Origin of the sequence: Nocardiopsis sp. L17-MgMaSL7, assembly GCF_003182025.1 — a bacterium.
Lineage (GTDB): Bacteria > Actinomycetota > Actinomycetes > Streptosporangiales > Streptosporangiaceae > Nocardiopsis > Nocardiopsis prasina.
Map to the genome: position 1 here is coordinate 203,068 of NZ_QGTF01000005.1, position 15,480 is coordinate 218,547.

16 protein-coding genes, 1 pseudogene and 2 CRISPR repeat arrays are annotated in these 15,480 nt (G+C 68.2%); of the genes and pseudogenes, 6 read left to right on the plus strand and 11 right to left on the minus strand.

What is annotated here, in order from left to right; all coding sequences use genetic code 11:
- The first annotated feature begins 98 nt into the window (after positions 1-98).
- On the plus strand, positions 99-449 hold the full coding sequence (locus tag BDW27_RS10790) for a ribosomal protein L7/L12 (protein ID WP_110049205.1): 351 nt from the start codon (positions 99-101) through the stop codon (positions 447-449).
- Positions 450-505: 56 nt separating this feature from the next.
- Here BDW27_RS10790 and BDW27_RS10795 read toward each other — a convergent pair whose 3' ends face one another.
- The 4 genes from BDW27_RS10795 to BDW27_RS10810 all read right to left on the minus strand — a co-directional run bounded on the left by BDW27_RS10795 (position 506) and on the right by BDW27_RS10810 (position 2,204).
- Complete coding sequence (locus BDW27_RS10795; protein WP_110049206.1) at positions 506-682, minus strand: DUF397 domain-containing protein; 177 nt, start codon at positions 680-682, stop codon at positions 506-508.
- 67 nt (positions 683-749) lie between these two features.
- Positions 750-920 (minus strand): DUF397 domain-containing protein, encoded by a 171-nt coding sequence (locus BDW27_RS10800; RefSeq protein ID WP_110049207.1) that lies wholly within the window; start codon positions 918-920, stop codon positions 750-752.
- A 313-nt stretch (positions 921-1,233) separates the two neighbouring features.
- Positions 1,234-1,404, minus strand: a complete 171-nt coding sequence (locus BDW27_RS10805; RefSeq protein ID WP_110049208.1) for a DUF397 domain-containing protein — start codon at positions 1,402-1,404, stop codon at positions 1,234-1,236.
- Positions 1,401-2,204: a helix-turn-helix transcriptional regulator gene (locus BDW27_RS10810; protein WP_110049209.1), complete on the minus strand. Its 804-nt coding sequence runs from the start codon at positions 2,202-2,204 to the stop codon at positions 1,401-1,403. Before BDW27_RS10810 ends, BDW27_RS10805 begins: the two co-directional genes overlap by 4 nt.
- 503 nt (positions 2,205-2,707) lie before the next feature.
- Here BDW27_RS10810 and BDW27_RS10815 point away from each other — a divergent pair.
- The 5 genes from BDW27_RS10815 (at position 2,708) to BDW27_RS10840 (ending at position 5,546) form a co-directional block, all read left to right on the plus strand.
- Positions 2,708-3,031: an ATP-binding protein gene (locus BDW27_RS10815; protein ID WP_110049210.1), complete on the plus strand. Its 324-nt coding sequence runs from the start codon at positions 2,708-2,710 to the stop codon at positions 3,029-3,031.
- Between the two features lie 293 nt (positions 3,032-3,324).
- Complete coding sequence (locus BDW27_RS10825) at positions 3,325-3,894, plus strand: ATP-binding protein (RefSeq protein ID WP_110049212.1); 570 nt, start codon at positions 3,325-3,327, stop codon at positions 3,892-3,894.
- Positions 3,894-4,412, plus strand: a complete 519-nt coding sequence (locus BDW27_RS10830) for a hypothetical protein (protein WP_110049213.1) — start codon at positions 3,894-3,896, stop codon at positions 4,410-4,412. Before BDW27_RS10825 ends, BDW27_RS10830 begins: the two co-directional genes overlap by 1 nt.
- 100 nt (positions 4,413-4,512) lie before the next feature.
- On the plus strand, positions 4,513-5,055 hold the full coding sequence (locus tag BDW27_RS10835) for an ATP-binding protein (protein WP_110049214.1): 543 nt from the start codon (positions 4,513-4,515) through the stop codon (positions 5,053-5,055).
- Positions 5,056-5,174: 119 nt separating this feature from the next.
- Positions 5,175-5,546 carry a hypothetical protein gene (locus tag BDW27_RS10840; protein WP_233515720.1) on the plus strand — a complete coding sequence of 124 codons (372 nt, stop codon included), beginning with the start codon at positions 5,175-5,177 and terminating at the stop codon, positions 5,544-5,546.
- A 36-nt stretch (positions 5,547-5,582) separates the two neighbouring features.
- A CRISPR array of direct repeats spans positions 5,583-5,855; the repeat unit is 29 nt; unit sequence GGGTCCATCCCCGCGTGCGCGGGGAGCAG.
- A 542-nt stretch (positions 5,856-6,397) separates the two neighbouring features.
- On the opposite strand, the gene BDW27_RS10845 is transcribed toward BDW27_RS10840, so the two are convergent.
- The 7 genes and pseudogenes from BDW27_RS10845 to BDW27_RS10875 all read right to left on the minus strand — a co-directional run.
- Entirely contained in the window at positions 6,398-7,846 is a 1,449-nt protein-coding gene (locus BDW27_RS10845; RefSeq protein WP_110049215.1) for an amidohydrolase family protein, read from the minus strand.
- Between the two features lie 370 nt (positions 7,847-8,216).
- Positions 8,217-8,756: a class IV adenylate cyclase gene (locus BDW27_RS10850; protein ID WP_110049216.1), complete on the minus strand. Its 540-nt coding sequence runs from the start codon at positions 8,754-8,756 to the stop codon at positions 8,217-8,219.
- A 150-nt stretch (positions 8,757-8,906) separates the two neighbouring features.
- Positions 8,907-9,483: a CRISPR direct-repeat array (repeat unit 29 nt; unit sequence GGGGCCATCCCCGCGTGCGCGGGGAGCAG).
- Positions 9,484-9,633: 150 nt separating this feature from the next.
- Positions 9,634-10,020 carry a hypothetical protein gene (locus BDW27_RS10855; protein ID WP_110049217.1) on the minus strand — a complete coding sequence of 129 codons (387 nt, stop codon included), beginning with the start codon at positions 10,018-10,020 and terminating at the stop codon, positions 9,634-9,636.
- A 126-nt stretch (positions 10,021-10,146) separates the two neighbouring features.
- Positions 10,147-13,692 carry a chromosome segregation protein SMC gene (smc, locus tag BDW27_RS10860; protein WP_110049218.1) on the minus strand — a complete coding sequence of 1,182 codons (3,546 nt, stop codon included), beginning with the start codon at positions 13,690-13,692 and terminating at the stop codon, positions 10,147-10,149.
- A gap of 442 nt (positions 13,693-14,134) precedes the next feature.
- The gene (locus tag BDW27_RS10865; protein ID WP_049568596.1) at positions 14,135-14,326 is read right to left on the minus strand and encodes a hypothetical protein; all 192 of its coding nucleotides are present in this window, start codon (positions 14,324-14,326) and stop codon (positions 14,135-14,137) included.
- Positions 14,327-14,698: 372 nt separating this feature from the next.
- Positions 14,699-14,986 carry an acylphosphatase gene (locus tag BDW27_RS10870; protein WP_110049219.1) on the minus strand — a complete coding sequence of 96 codons (288 nt, stop codon included), beginning with the start codon at positions 14,984-14,986 and terminating at the stop codon, positions 14,699-14,701.
- A gap of 131 nt (positions 14,987-15,117) precedes the next feature.
- Positions 15,118-15,267: pseudogene (locus tag BDW27_RS10875) on the minus strand (zinc finger domain-containing protein); the annotation flags it as partial.
- Positions 15,268-15,480: the final 213 nt, after the last annotated feature.

Here is a 15,480-nt window from a genome sequence, read left to right on the forward strand (position 1 = left end):
TGCGGGTGCGGGGTGCGGGCGGGGCACCGGCCGGGCGTACACTGCGGGACCTGGACGGATCGCCCCGTTTCTCCCGCTCTGAAAGGACCCACCGACCCATGGCCGGATTCTTCGACCGCTTCCGCAATCCCGAGCCGGAGCCCGTACGCGCGGAGCTCACCCGGGAAGGGTACGAGGAGGTGCTGGGTCTCCTGAGGACTGACAACAAGATCCTGGCGATCAAGCGGATCCGGGAGCTCACGGGCATGGGGTTGTTGGAGGCCAAGAATCTCTCTGAGGCCATCGAGGCGGGGCGGTGGGCGCCCGCTCCGGACGGGAGCCTGGCCGACCGGGTGCGTGAGCTGGTGGCGGAGGACCGTGTGGCGGACGCCGTCCGGATGGTGGCTCAGGAGACCGGGATGACCGAGGACGAGGCGTCCCGGTTCATCGGAAGCCTCGACCAGGGCTAGTGGACCGATCGCGGCGGTTGTTGCCCCCGGCCGGTACGACGCGAGTCTGCCTCGTCTTAGAGGCGCACGGCGGCCACGAACGCCTCCCACTCAGCGGCGGACGCGTCGAGCTGGCTCAGATGGCGATGCTGGGTATCCCGCACCGCAGCACCCTGCCCAGTCGCACAGGCCTCCACACAGTCGCCGCCCGTGCCGTTGCTATAGGTGGACTTCTTCCAACCATCGGTCATCATTCGCTCTCTCGAATCTCATCCACTTGGTACGGAACTTCAAAGCTGGCGGGCTGCGGTTCGCCTCGCCTTAGAGGCGTACGGCGGCCATAAACGCCCTCCACTCAGTGGCGGTCGCATTGAGGTGCCCAAGGTGGCGATTCTGTGTGTCGCGTACGGCAGCGCCCCGATCCGTGGCACGAGCCTCCACGCAGTTCCCGCCTTCACCATTGCTGTACGAAGACTTGCGCCAGTCCGTCATCGGAATCCTCCGCTTTCTTCCTCATCAGGCCGCATTCACGCCAGAGGAGGGCCCTCTGGCCCGCATCCCACCCAACAGCTTCGACATCTCGAGCGCCACATCCCACGATCTCATCCCGTGGTCTTCCTCCAGAAAGAGACGGGCCCACGACCGTCGATCGCAAGCAGCCGTGGGGCAGATGGGGCGCTTGATGCGAATGCTTCTCCCCGGCCATAGCCCTGGCTACGCGTGACATCCCCGGGGTAACCTGAGCCAGTACAACGCAGAACCGTCCCCGCTCAACACACCTGAGCGGGGACGGTTCTGCGTTGTACTACTGGCCGCGAACTGCTGCTACCAAGGCCGCCCACTCCGGAGCCGGAGCGTCCAGGTGACCCCGGTCGCGATTCTGGGTGTCTCGAAAGTGGGTGGTGGGACCTTCCGAGACCTCTACACAGTTGCCGCCAGTCCCGTCACTGTAACTGGACTTGTGGTATTCACTCATGCGATCTGCCCCTTCACGGCCTGAATCAACTCAAGGGTGCCACGGGTAGTGAGCGCCTCAGCCTGCATCGCGCTGAACAACATCGACATCTCAGTCACCAAGTCCGCTTTGTCAACGATCTCGCCCCCTCGGGCGTTCTCCAGGAAGAGAGCGTTGCGCCGGTCGTTGAGCGCCACGACCCGGTAGGGAGCACACAACCCGGGGTGGTTTTCGAGAGGAAGGACCTGAAGCCGAATCGCACCGCTTTGGATCAGCGTCGTGACTCGATCCAGTTGAGCACCGAGGATCTCCGCAGAACCGATCGGCCTTCTGACTACCATCTCATCGACCACAACCCACAGCGTAGCCCCCCGCTGCATGAGGTCATCGAGTCGACCCATCCGAGCGGCAACCAGCTCCTCAACCTCCTCGTCCGGAGCTTGTGGGCGACGGGCTCGGATCAGAGTCCGAGCGTAGTCGGGCGTTTGGATCAGGCCCGGAAACAGGATCGACTGGTACTCACGAATGAGCGTCGCCTTGCGCTCCATCGCCAAGGCGCTTCGGAACTCATCAGGAACTCGACCCTGGCGCCGCGTGTCCTCCCAGAATTCACGCAACTGGCCGCCTGTTTCATACAGCCCGTCGAGTATGTCCACTTGCCCCCCATTTGGGATGCGAGTAGCTCTTTCAAAGTTACCGATCTGAGGACCGCTTACACCCAGACGTGCACCCACCTCAGCCAACGTCAACCCCTTGCCACCTCGGAGCTTTCGAAGCTCCTTACCAAAGGGAATCCACTTTTGTTTCACATCGACCGTCACTGAAACAGAGTATTACAGGATGCAACAGAGAGTCTAGCCATCAAACCGGAAACGACAGTTTCACCGTTTCCATAGACCGCTGACCAGCACTTGTGTCAAGTTATCGCCAGGCAGCCGAGATCTTCAGAACCCGATTTGGTGCGCGACTCTAGATCGATTCCTCATCTGAGGAGAAGTGGAGCTTCTGCGTTGGGTGCCTGCCCACGGGGTTCCCTGCCCATGGAGCGCCCCCTGTGAGCACCCCGCCCTTGTCCACGACAAAGGTGAACCCCCAGGACACGAAAGACCCCGGTGGGCGATTTCGAGAGCAGCCGACTGGGGTCAAGACCCACCCCGAAACACCCGAGGTGAGACAGATGCGGGATAGCAAGAGCCCCTCCAGGACACCAAACACCCATGTCGGGCGCTATCCCCGCGCGCTCCGATTCTCCGAGCCCGCGCGTCACGGAATCCTGCTCGGACCCACTCGCGAGTACCGAGCACTTTCCGCCTGGTGTCGGAACATGCTTCCCGTTCAGGGCACCCGTCTGGCCCGCATCACGCGCATCCTCGTCACCAACTCCCACCAGCACTCCCGGTCGGGCCTGCCCGGCGGAACCGTCCGCGTCGTCCTGGACCAGTCCCGACCGCTACTCCCCCACCTCTACGTCACTGATCAGGGACCGCGAGACACCATCCGGCCGCAGTACCCGCAGCTCAACCCCCGAGAAAGTGCCTCCGGACTGGCGGTCCTCAACCGCCTCGCCCTGTCCTGGACCCCCTCCTGGACCTGGGACGGCAACCGCATCCAGCAGACCACCGTCGAGGTTGTCCTCGACCTCAGCTGACCCATCACCCTCATCTCCCGCCACACACGGGAGCCGAACCGCATTTCCCGGCGGGACGCCCACCTTTTACACCCTTGCATCACCAACCACTCTCAAGAGAACTGGACGAAAATGAGCACTGACCGCCTGCCGCCTCGACCTGGGTGGTTCACCCGAGTACCCACCAACCCCCGCTGCACCACTGCTCGTTCCCGTGGTCCGCTGATCCCCTCGCCCCGAAGGCCGATCGGGTCCGCCCCCATGCAGGTCCTGTGTGCCGTCCTGTCTGGGCTGCGACGGTTGGCGGTGGCCACGTGAGCGTGTTCTCCCCAGAACTGACCCACCGCGAGGCGACGGTCCCCCTCGCCAGCTTCATCAAGCCGTTCCACGCCCACTACTTCTCCCGCACCGTGGGCACCCCATTCCGCAAACGCAAGTACGCCTTCGCCGGACTCCCCAGTCTCATGCCCCTGGTCCGCGCGTTCCTGGACACCAGCGCAGCTGAACGCAGCACGGAGTACCGGTTCCTGTTCACCCTGCTGGGCTCGGAGTTGGCCAACAACGCGATCGCTCACTCGTTGTCGAGTGAGAACGGCCAGACCTACTCACTCACCGTCGACCGGGGCGCGACCGGGATGACGCTCACCTGTCAGGACCAGGGCAGCCGCCTCCCCCTCGAACCAGGCCCGTTCACCGCGACTGACCTGAACACGCTCGACCCGGAATCGGGCCTGGGGAGCGGCCAGGGCATCGGTTTGGGGCTGGTCAACGCGTTGGCGGACCGGTGGGGCGACAACGGCAACCCGAAGTTCCGACAGGTCTGGTTCCACCTCTCCTACGACCTCACCCACAACCCATGGACCCAGATCGAGGGAGGGCAGTGATGCTGGACATCGACACCAGGGACCTGCTCGCGACCGCAGAGGACGCGTTGGCCGCCCCCACTCATCTGACTCCCGCGCAGGTGGACGTGTGGCACAACCACACCCTGCGCAACCGCATCCCGGTCATCCTGGAAGCCCTACGGATCGCGCGGGAGGAGAGCGATGGGGAACTGGCGGTCCGGTTGATCGACCAGGCCATCCACGACCACCCCGCACCCACGCGGGTCCCCGGCAACAGGCCCGTGGCGGGGACAGTCCCGAAACACAAGGACTCCAATCCCGGGCTCCCGGTCCCCGAACACGTCCTCTGCACCCTGCTGCACAAGCACTGGAACATGACCGTGGAGGGCCAGGTTCCCCACGAGACCTTCGTGGCCCGCCGCCCCCTGGGGTGGACCGGTGAGGGGGACCCCTACGAGCGGATCACCGCTCCCAACCGCACCGAACTCCTGCGGCTGCTCGCCCACCGCCACCTGGGTGTTCACAGGAGCAATCCGGAGCCTCCGCCCGCTGCCTGAGAGGTTCCGAAGCCAGCCCATGAAAAAGCTCTGGCGGGTGAGCCAACACCCCCAGAGCAGGTCGACAACAACCACCTGCTTAGAGAAAGCGATTGCCGACATGGCCATTGTGCCGCACACCCCTGCCCTCAACCACACGAACAGCCCACCCAGTGACGAGCTCCGGTGGGAGTGCCGCGTCTACCCCGGACAGCTCTCCCACACCAGGCACGTTCGCGCGGACCTGGACACCGACCTCCACCGCCTGCCCTCTCTCCCCGCCGGGGTGAAGGAGGAGATGGTGTTGTGCGTGAGCGAGATGTTCGCCAACGCCTGCGAACACTCACGCTCCGGACAGGACCCCGACGGCAGGGTGGTCCGAACCCTGGACACGCCCCGACCGGGAACGGTCCGGATCTCGATCATCGACGACGGCACCCGCACCAACGCCACCACGGACACCGTTCCGAAGGTCCCGCGCAGGCGCACCAGGCAGCAGCAGGAGCGCGCCGAACGCGGACGCGGCCTGCTCCTACTTGACCACCTCGCCACCCGGTGGGGGTTCCGGCCGGTGCTGGACTTCCCCTTCTGCGCGGGGCTGGGCACCGTAATCTGGGCCGAGTTCACCCTTCCTGCCCTGGTCGCTGGCGGGTGTGCCCGATGACCGGTCATCAGGTCAGCGCAGGGGTCCGGTCGGTCCTGGCCGCACCCCGAGGGCACCGCTTCCCCCGCCCAGCACACCCGCAGCGGACCGTGCCGTCCCCAGTCGTTCCGGTTACGGCAATGGCTCCTCGCGCGAAGTCGCCCCAGATCGAACGGGCCCACACGGGGCTGCCCTGGTCCGAGTCACACCAGGCCCGTCAGGAACGTCTCCTGCGCCAGATGCAGGGCAATCCGCGAGTGGCCTACATGCTCGAGCACGGAGCCCTCCCGCACTGGGTGCACGTCGCCCGCCAACAGCGCGAACGGAAGGCACAGGAGGCCGCCACGACCCGGACTGAACCGAATGAGACCCTCCCCCGAGGTCGCCACCGCGCGCCCCGCCCCTGGTGGGGATGGCCCGCCACCGCGTTAAGCTCCGCGCTCCTCCTGGGCCTGACCACCCTGGAAATCCTGGGGCAGACCCTCACCCACAACATCGGCATCCTGACCTAAGCCACCAAGAGAAAGGGGCCCGGCAGACGTCGGGCCCCACCCATCCCCGTGAACGCGGGGAGCAGACATCGCTGAGGGCGGCCGGGGGCTCGCCGTGGGGCCCATCCCCGCGTGCGCGGGGAGCAGGCGTTCCGCGACCTGATGACGGTCGGGTCCGAGGGTCCATCCCCGCGTACGCGGGGAGCAGCGCGCCGACCACTCGCCCACCGAGTCGATTACGGGTCCATCCCCGCGTGCGCGGGGAGCAGCGGCTCACCACCGGCGCCCTCCTGGGGCACGAGGGTCCATCCCCGCGTGCGCGGGGAGCAGTCTCATTGACCTGCACGTTTGTCAGCGGAAAGACGCCAAATCTGCAAGTTGTTGAGAAACAGACATTTCACCCATCGTCGTGGCGATCTTCCTTTGCTCTTTCTACCGCCCCCGGATCCTTACGGCTACTCCGTTCCGCAATCAGCGACTTCACAAGCGTCGACTGGGACAACGTGTGCCCTGCACCGCAGAACCGGCTGGAGCTGAGCGCCGATGACCGTTCTACGACGTGAGGTGGGGCGGCGGGAATCCTCTACGGCAGACCCGCCCATAACCCGAGCCGTGGTCAGGCCCCGCTCACCGCGTAGCCCTTGGGGTGATTCGTTCCACTCAGGGCAGTGTGAGTGGATGGTGTTTCGCGCACCGCGTGGGTTCAAGCGCTCGTGGGTTGGAGGCCTCCGCTCGTCCTCAGGCAGGACGTCACCGACCCTCCGGCCCTGATCGCCCAGGGGTTCCGGCGATCGACCAAGACCGCCCCGAGCCGGGACGGGCAGTCTCCGCCGGGACCTCCAGCGGGTACTGCCCGTACCGGGCTCGCGAACTCAACCACCGTGGGTGGAGGCGCTCTTGTAGTCGGTGTAGGAGTAAGGATTGTCGAGCAGGGTGGGCTCAGGCACGTCGGGGTTCATGCCCTTGACCCACTCCTCGTCGCCGAGTGCGCCCCGCAAGTGGTCCAGGGTCGACTCCACGTTCCGGCGGATCGTGCCCAGGTCGACACCGACCAGGCGGTGCTCGTGCTTGACGACCCTGCCGTCGACCAGGACCGTGTGCACGTCACCGCGCTGAGCCTGAAAGACCACGTGGCCGTAGGGGTTGAGCAGCGGGAACGAGACCGGGGAGTGCTCGTTCTTGATCAGCACCAGGTCGGCCTTGGCCCCGGGGCGCACCCGACCCAGGTCGGCGCGGCCCAGCGCGTCGGCGCCACCGCGAGTCGCCCACTCCACGACCTGGTCCGCGCGCAGGGACGCGTGCGTGACCGTCTCCCCGCGTGCGTGCGCCTCCAGGTGCTCGCGGGAACGGTCGGCGCCCAGGGTGGTGCGCATGGCCGAGAACAGATCGCCGCTCCACCAGGCGCTGGAATCCATCGACAGCGACACCGGAATGCCGTGTTCGCGCAGCCTCCAGGTGGGCGGGTAGCCCTGCCCGGCGCTCTGCTCGCTCTCGGTGGAGACCGAGACGCTGCCGCCGGTCGCGGCGATGCGGTGGTAGGAGTCGGTGGACAGCGAGGCGGCGTGCACGTACACCGTCTCCGGTGTCATGAACCCGTGCTCGTGCATGAGCCTGATGGAGTCGTCGCCGGTGGCGCCCCACACGCCCGCGTGCGTGGTCACCGGCAACCCCAGTTCGCGGGCCACCTCGAAGGCGCGCTTCTCTGGGAAGTCCGGGTCGCCGGTGACGTCGAAGGCGATCTGGACGTCGAGCATGTCGCGGTCGCCGTCGAAGCGGCGGCGTACGAAGTCACGGAAGGCCGGGTCGGTGGCCCACTCGCCGGGCTGGGCCTGGATGTTGCCGTAGGCCAGAACGTACCGGCCCGGAACCGATTTCAGGGCGTCCACGGCCGCGTCGGCATGGTCGACCGTGCTCAGTCCGTGCGACCAGTCCACGACCGTGGTCACCCCGGCATCAAGGGCCTCGGCCCCGGCCAGTGCGTTGCCCGCGTGCACGTCCTCGGGGCGGAAGAGCTTGCCGCCCTCCAGGTAGTACCAGACGAAGTACTGGGTCAGGGTCCAGTCGGCCCCGTAACCGCGCATCGCGGTCTGCCACATGTGGCGGTGGGTGTCGACCATTCCCGGCATGACGATGCCGTCGGTGGCGTCGACGACCGCGGCGCCGTCGGGCACGGCCAGGTCGCGGCCGACCCGCGCGACGCGGTCGTCGACCACGAGCACGTCGGTGTCGGGCAGGACGGTGCGGGCGTCGTCCATCGGCAGCACCGTTCCGCCGCGCAGGACGACGGGGCGTCCGCGCTCGAACCGGGTGTTCTCACTCATCCGGGGAAGCTCCTCGGCGGGTTGTTCGACGTTCGGGCTATCTTTCCGTAGTCGAACGTATACGCGGATTCAGGGCGTTTGGTGTCGAAATGCGCGCAGTGCTCCCGAGGCCGTTCCACGGGGCCACAGCGACCTGCCGGTGTCCTGGAATCAGTCTCAGCCTGGTTGCCGCGCGCGAACACACGCGCCTCGACTGTTCCGCCTCGTGGATGATCTCGACGGGCACCCCGCCGCTGGGGACCTCACTGAGGCGCTCAGGGTCTGGGGAAGTCCCCTCGACACAGCAGCAGGTGTGCTTCCACAGGGGGTAGAGAGGTGCCCCGGGCCGACAAGCGTCAGAACGAAGGCCGAAGGCATCAATCAACCCTTCTCAGGCATCGAAGCGCAGATCCGCGATGCCGGACAAGTCGATGCCGTAACGGTCGTAGACCTTGGTGGTGTTCTCCCCCGTCAGGGCCGCCTCGTCGAAGCCGAGCAGCGCGGCCACCCGCACCACCTCGGCGCGGCTGTCCGCTTCGATCTCCAGATACGCGGGGATCTGCGGCCAGGAGTCGATCTCCAACTGGGCGCCATCCAGCGTGAAGCTGTGCCGTCGGTTCTCCTGGTAGGCCTTGGGTGTGTAACCGAGCTTGCCCAACAACGCGTTGGCGGTCTCGAAGTCACCGACCTCCGTCTCGGTCTCCCGAGTACCGCCGATGGCGTCCGAGTCGATCTCCTTCACTGTGAGCGTGACCTGGTTCCCGGTATCGCGCAGACGCACCCACCGCGACGTGTCCCCCGGCTCGATGTCGTACACGTAGCGCCGCTGAAGCACCTCACCCAGGTCAGCACCACCCTTGTCGAGAATGAGCCGGGCCACCTTTGCGGAGTCGATATCCAGGACCTTGGCCTCGTATTCGATCACGCTCACGTCGTGGTTCCTTCTTTGCTGTGCGCGGTCAGTGGAGAAGTCGTGGAATCACGGTGGTCATCTTCCAGCCTGCCACGATCCGCCTGACGGAATCGGAGGATCCGTACAGCTCAGTCCCCCGCATTCCGGCGTTCGCCATTTTGCGGTAGTGGTCCATCCCCGCGTGCGCGGGGAGCAGTAGGAAGTGGTGGGCGTCGGCCTCATCCCCTTGGGTCCATCCCCGCGTGCGCGGGGAGCAGAACGACCTGAGTGCACGGCTTAAGGCGAAGTGGGGTCCATCCCCGCGTGCGCGGGGAGCAGATCCGCCACGACGCGGCGGAGAACCCCCGCCTGGGGCCATCCCCGCGTGCGCGGGGAGCAGACGTTGTTCGGCGGTCCGATGGACGGCCAGGAGGGGCCATCCCCGCGTGCGCGGGGAGCAGAGGACCCCGGTGGCCACGAACAGCCCGACCACGGGGCCATCCACGCGTGCGCGGGGAGCAGCTGCGTCCAGGACGCCAACGCCGGACCGGCCTGGGGCCATCCCCGCGTGCGCGGGGAGCAGGGTCCGTGGCGGTCGAGGTCGCGGGACAACACGGGGCCATCCCCGCGTGCGCGGGGAGCAGCGGCCCCGCGCTCTCGACCCGGTCGCCACCCAGGGGCCATCCCCGCGTGCGCGGGGAGCAGAAGTCGCACACGGGGCACTCGATCCGCGCGGTGGGGCCATCCCCGCGTGCGCGGGGAGCAGTCTCACTGACCTGCACGTTTGTCAGCGGAAAGACGCCAAATCTGCAAGTTGTTGAGAAACAGACAATTCACCCATACTCGCCACGGTCATCTCTGCACTTTCCGCTGCCCGTAGAACGCGTACAGCCACTCGTTCCCCATCGTAGGCCCGCTAGGAATCCCCGTCCTTTGCCCTGGGGAGTTTCACGAGGGCGTAGGCGAAGCACAGGCTCGAAGGCAGGGCCAGCGCCAACGACAGGGCGGCGCGGCGCTTCTGCCGCTCCGAACAGGACGAGTCCACCCACTCCTGCCGAATCATCTGCTCGATGTCCTCGCCCCAGTCGCGTCGGTCGTCCCACAGAGCGGGCCCCACCCACACAACTGGGGAACAACGCACCCGGCCCTCCTCGCCCGGCGGCGGCTGCACCCGGTACGACGTACCCAGAAGCAGCATCATGGTGAAGACACCGGTACCCCCGACCGCCACACTGGCGCGGACCGCGCCTGGGAAGTGGCGCATCCGCTGTCGGGCCCACAGCACGAGGGGGATGAAGAACACGGCGTCCGTTTCGACCTGAAGGTTGGGGTTGGTGCTGGCACTGCAACCGCCAGGCTAGGGCTCCGGCCCGCCCGGGGCCCGCACCGGGGCACACGCGAGACAGTGACCTCCGTCACCCGAACCCCGTCAGGCGGGGCGGTCGAGCTTCTGGCTGATGACCTGGGAGATTCCATCACCCTGCATGGTGACGCCGTACAGGGCGTCCGCCGCCTCCATGGTGCGCTTCTGGTGGGTGATCACGATCAGCTGCGACGACTCCCGCAGCTCCTCGAAGATCACCAGCAGGCGCTGGAGGTTGGTGTCGTCCAGGGCCGCCTCGACCTCGTCCATCACGTAGAAAGGCGACGGGCGGGCCTTGAAGATGGCGGCGAGGAAGGCCACGGCGGTCAGGGAGCGCTCGCCACCGGACAGCAGGGACAGCCGCTTGACCTTCTTGCCTGGCGGGCGGGCCTCCACCTCGATGCCCGTGGTGAGCATGTCCTCGGGAGCCGTCAGCACCAGACGGCCCTCACCGCCGGGGAACAGACGGCCGAAGATCGCCGCGAACTCCCGCTCCACGTCCAGGTAGGCCGAGGAGAACACCTCCTGCACCCGGGCGTCCACCTCCGCGACGATGTCCATCAGATCCCGGCGGGTCTTCTTGAGGTCCTCCAGCTGCGCGTTGAGGAAGGCGTGCCGCTCCTCCAGGGCGGCGAACTCCTCCAGCGCCAGCGGGTTGATCTTCCCGAGCTGGTTGAGCTGGCGCTCGGCGACCTTGAGCCGCTTGGCCTGCACCTCGCGGACATAGGGCAGCGGCACCGCGTCCTCGTCGGCGTCGGTCGCCGGGGGGACCGGCACCCGGGGACCGTACTCCGCGATGAGGGTGGGCACGTCCACGCCCAGCTCCTCCAGTGCCTTGGTCTCCAGCTGCTCCAGACGCATCCGGCGCTCCGCTCGGGCCACCTCGCCACTATGCGCGGAGCTGGTCAGCTTCTCCAGCTCGACGGAGAGCTCGCGGACGCGGGCGCGCACCGTCTTCAGCTCGCCGTCGCGGGCCTCGCGTTCGGCCTCGGCGGCCACGCGCTCGGTCTCCGCGGTGGCCAGGGAGACGGCGATCCGTTCCAGGCTCAGCCGGGCACTCTCGACCACGGCCTGGGCGACCGTGGCCTGCGCGGCGCGGTTGCGGCGCCGCTCGGCCTCGCGCTCCACCGCCCGGCGCTCCTCGGCGGCCTGGGCCAGCAGCGCGTCCGCGCGGCCCGCGATGGAACGGGCCCGCTCCTCGGCGGTGCGCACGGCCAGCCGCCGCTCCATCTCGGTGGCGCGGGCGCGGGAGGCCAGCGCGGAGAGCTCGTCGCGGTGGTCGGCGTCGGGCGCCTCCTCCTCGACGGCGGCGGAGATCTCCTCGGCCTCCGCCAGTTCCTCCTCCAGGCGCTCCAGCTTCTGGGCGTCCTCACCGCGCGAGGCGGCGGCCTTGGCTGCGGCGGCAGCGTAGCGCTCGGACTCGGCCTCGGCGGAGCGGGCCTGTCCGCCCAGCTTGCCCAGCCGCTGGGCGGACTCGTTGCGCCTGCGGTCGCCCTGGCGTCGCCGTGCGGTGACCTCCTCGGCGGCCTCCGCGATCTCGGCGCGCTCGCGCTTCTTCTCCTCCAGCTCCACGGCGACGCGCTTGGCCGCCTCGGTGGCGGCCTCCAGGCTCTCGGCGGCCTCGTCCACCGCGGCCTGGACCTCCAGGAGGCTGGGCGCGGCGGCGGTGCCGCCGTGCACCATGGCGGCGGCGAACACGTCACCGTCGGGGGTGACCGCGCGTACCTGTGGAAGGGCGGAGACCAGGTCGCGGGCCTCCTGGGTGTCGGCGGCCAGCGCCACCCGGTCCAGGAGCGCGGCGACCGCGTCGGAAAGGTGCTCCGGTGCGGTGACGGCGTCGGCGGCGTAGCGAACGCCCCCGGGCAGGGACGGCCAGCTGGCACGGTCGGCGGAGGGGACGGCGCGGGCGACGACGATCCCGGCCCGGCCGGCGTCCTCGGACTTGAGCAGTTCCAGGGCCGCGGCGGCGCTGGCCTCGTCGCTGACGGCGACCGCGCCCGCGGCCACGCCGAAGGCGGCGGCGACGGCGGTCTCGTGGCCCGGTTCGACCTGGACGAGGGCGGCGAGGCTGCCGAGCATGCCGGGCAGCCCGGCCTCCAGGAGGGTCCCGGCGCCGTCCTTGTGGGCCAGACCCAGTTCGAGGGCCTCCTTGCGGGCGGCCAGCGCGGCGCGCTCGCCCTCGGCGGAGCGCTCGGTGTCGCGCAGCTGGTTGAGCTCGGCGTCCACGGCGGACAGCTGGCGGGCGAAGCGCTCCTGGGTGTCGTCGAGTTCGGCGTCACCCTCGTCGAGCCCGGCGGCCTCCTCGGCGGCCATCTCGTACTCGCTCTGGGCGGTGGCGGCACGCTCGGCGGCCTGCTGGGCGGCCTCCTCCAGACGGGTGATCTCGGCCTCGTTGGAGGTCAGCCGTCCGCGCAGCCCCTCCACCCGGGCGGCCAGCCGGACGATGCCCTCGCGGCGTTCTGCGGCGGCGCGGGAGGCGGCCTCCAGGCGCCGTTCCTCACGGTGCAGGGCGTCCTCGGCGGCGGATCTCTCCGTGACGCTGGTCTCCAGGACCTCGCGCGCCTCCTCCAAACGGGTCTGGAGCTCCTCCTCCTGGGCGGCGGCCTCCTCGGCCTCCATCTCCAGTTCCTCGGGGTCGCGGCGCTGGACCACCTCGCCCTGGACCGCGACGAGGTTCTGGTGGCGTTCGGTGGCCAGCCCCCGGACGGCGTCGAGGCGTTCGGTGAGGCGGGACAGCGCGTGGTAGGTCTCGCTGGCCCGGGCCAGGGCGGGGGCGGCTGCGGTGGCCCGCTCCTCCAGCTCGGCCTCGCGCTCCTGGGCCTGGTTGAGGGCGGTCTCGGCGGCCCCGCGACGCGTGAGGACCTCCTTCTCGTCCGCTTCCTCCTTGGCCAGCTGGTCGGTGAGGGTGACGATGTCGTCCGCGAGCAGACGCAGGCGGGCGTCGCGGAGGTCGGCCTGGATGACGGCGGCCCTGCGCGCGAGTTCGGCCTGGCGGCCCAGGGGCTTGAGCTGGCGGCGGAGCTCGGCGGTGAGGTCGGTGACGCGGTCCAGGTTGCCCTGCATCGCGTTGAGCTTGCGGATCGCCTTCTCTTTGCGCTTGCGGTGCTTGAGGATGCCCGCCGCCTCCTCGATGAGGGCGCGGCGTTCCTCGGGCCCGGCGTGCAGGACGGTGTCCAGCTGTCCCTGGCCGACGATGACGTGCATCTCACGGCCGATACCGGAGTCGCTGAGCAGGTCCTGGATGTCGAGAAGGCGGCAGGTGTCGCCGTTGATCGCGTACTCCGAGCCGCCGTTGCGGAACATGGTCCGCTTGATGGTGACCTCGGTGTAGTCGATCGGCAGGGCGCCGTCGTTGTTGTCGATGGTGAGGCTGACCTCGGCACGGCCCAGCGCCTGGCGGGTGGAGGTGCCCGCGAAGATGACGTCCTCCATCTTGCCGCCGCGCAGGGACTTGGCGCCCTGCTCGCCCATCACCCAGGACAGGGCGTCGACGACGTTGGACTTGCCGGACCCGTTGGGCCCCACCACACAGGTGATGCCGGGTTCGAAGCGCAGGGTGGTGGCCGACGCGAACGACTTGAAGCCGCGCAGCGTCAGATTCTTCAGGTACACCCGCGCCTCCCACGACGGTCACCGTTCTCGCCACGGGCGGTCGCCACGGGGCCGACACCAAGGGTGCCATGAAGCCGGGCCTGAAGTGCGGTGTTGGGGACACCCGGGGGCGATGAGCTGCGACACCGTGACCCCGGACGGGTACTGGAGCCCGGGGGGTGTCGGAAAGGGGGGATGTCCCGTGAACACGGAGGGTTGCGTGATGTCCCGCCGGGTACAACGGTAAAGGAAACCGCAAGGGAAGGGAAAATGAGCGCGGTTTCGGGGTTCCCGTTCGGCGCCGGAGCGCATCCGGTACGGGTCGACCGGGTGTCGAGTCTTCGACTGTCCGGAGTGATCCGGCCAGGGACGCCAGTAAATGGCTTCGGCGTCCCCGTCAGTGGATCATCCTCCGTGTGTCGTCTCCAGGCCGTCGCGGACGGCCCCTGACGACGTCACGGTGTCAGGCGAGCGCGGGCTCGCGGTCGGTCGCGCTGGAGGCGACGTCGGTGACGGCCATGCTGAGCTGGTCGTTCTTCGCCTGAAGACGGCTGATCTCGTCCTCGAGGTCGCGTACCCGCTTCTGAAGCCGTCGCATCTCCGAGACCATACGAGGGTCGGAGCCGCCGACGTGGCCAAACAGAGCCTTCGCCATGATGTGGGTCCTCCACACTGAGTGACCAGTTGGATGCGCGCATACGTGTCCCCGTGTATACCTGTCGACCCGGTTTGCCCAGGTCCGACGCCACGGGCGGAAGTTGCGCGGTGTGCCTTCCAGAGTCTCACTCCGCGCGCCGCTGGTCAAGATTGGATTACAACAGTCCGTAACGACCACACGCCAGGCCGAAACCACCTGGGCATGTGGCACCGCACGGTCAGAACGTGATCCACCCCCGGCGGTGACGCCGGCACGCACGGCCTCCAAGGGCTTGCGCGGTGGTCCCCGTGAGTCGCGGCGCCCGTCCTCTGAGACCCGGTCGCGCCGCCCCACGGTCGATGCTCGAACCGCGTTACCCTTCCAGCATACTCAACGCTCGACAAAACCGTCGAAGGAACCCCCGGGCGAAGCCCAGCGTTCCACCACGGAGTCCACTCTTCCCGGGGTTTCGCCGCTTCTCAGGTGCCCCAGAAGCCTCTCGCAGCACTCCCGTGGCCCCTCCGCGACGACCTCCACCCGGCCGTCGTCCAGGTTCGTGGCGGCGCCGCTCAGCCCGAGCTCCAACCCGCGAGCCCGCGTCCACCAGCGAAAACCCACTCCCTGGACCCGGCCGCGCACCCACGCGGTCAGGCGGACCGGCTCTCCCTCTTTCCCCACGGCCCCGAACTCTCCCTTACCTCACGGCGATACTTTGCTCACCGACACGCCACTCAAGACCACAAAAGCACCGAAAATTGAACGAAACACTTCATTTTCGGCCGTTGGAAACGGGTGTCCGCCGGACTCAGGCGACGAGCGCGAGGGACCCGCTGGCAGCTCGGACAGCTGCACGAGGAGCGGTTCATGAACGCCTCGCGCACGATCAGCGTGCCACAGCGGCCGCACGGACGGTCCCGCCGCCCATAGGCGTTGAGCCCCCGCTCGAAGCAGCCTGACTCGACACGACGGATACGTCCATGCACCGCCAGCCGAATGAGCAGTCGACTGGCGAGAGCGAGCCGGTCGTCATCGCCGCCGAGAGCAGCGAAGGCCTGGTCATCCTGCTGCCCGACTCCGACGACTTCCACTCTGGCTGCACGAGGACAGACTCCACTCCCCTGTCGACGTCGAGCCCGCCCCAGAACTATGACCCGCTCCCGTACTGCCTGGAC

Bases quoted from the DNA above. Each gene is read 5' to 3' on its own strand.
- BDW27_RS10790 (WP_110049205.1), top strand. From the start codon at position 99: ATGGCCGGATTCTTCGACCGCTTCCGCAATCCCGAGCCGGAGCCCGTA.
- BDW27_RS10795 (WP_110049206.1), bottom strand. From the start codon at position 682: ATGATGACCGATGGTTGGAAGAAGTCCACCTATAGCAACGGCACGGGC.
- BDW27_RS10800 (WP_110049207.1), bottom strand. From the start codon at position 920: ATGACGGACTGGCGCAAGTCTTCGTACAGCAATGGTGAAGGCGGGAAC.
- BDW27_RS10805 (WP_110049208.1), bottom strand. From the start codon at position 1,404: ATGAGTGAATACCACAAGTCCAGTTACAGTGACGGGACTGGCGGCAAC.
- BDW27_RS10815 (WP_110049210.1), top strand. From the start codon at position 2,708: ATGCTTCCCGTTCAGGGCACCCGTCTGGCCCGCATCACGCGCATCCTC.
- BDW27_RS10830 (WP_110049213.1), top strand. From the start codon at position 3,894: ATGCTGGACATCGACACCAGGGACCTGCTCGCGACCGCAGAGGACGCG.
- BDW27_RS10835 (WP_110049214.1), top strand. From the start codon at position 4,513: ATGGCCATTGTGCCGCACACCCCTGCCCTCAACCACACGAACAGCCCA.
- BDW27_RS10840 (WP_233515720.1), top strand. From the start codon at position 5,175: ATGGCTCCTCGCGCGAAGTCGCCCCAGATCGAACGGGCCCACACGGGG.
- BDW27_RS10845 (WP_110049215.1), bottom strand. From the start codon at position 7,846: ATGAGTGAGAACACCCGGTTCGAGCGCGGACGCCCCGTCGTCCTGCGC.
- BDW27_RS10865 (WP_049568596.1), bottom strand. From the start codon at position 14,326: ATGGCGAAGGCTCTGTTTGGCCACGTCGGCGGCTCCGACCCTCGTATG.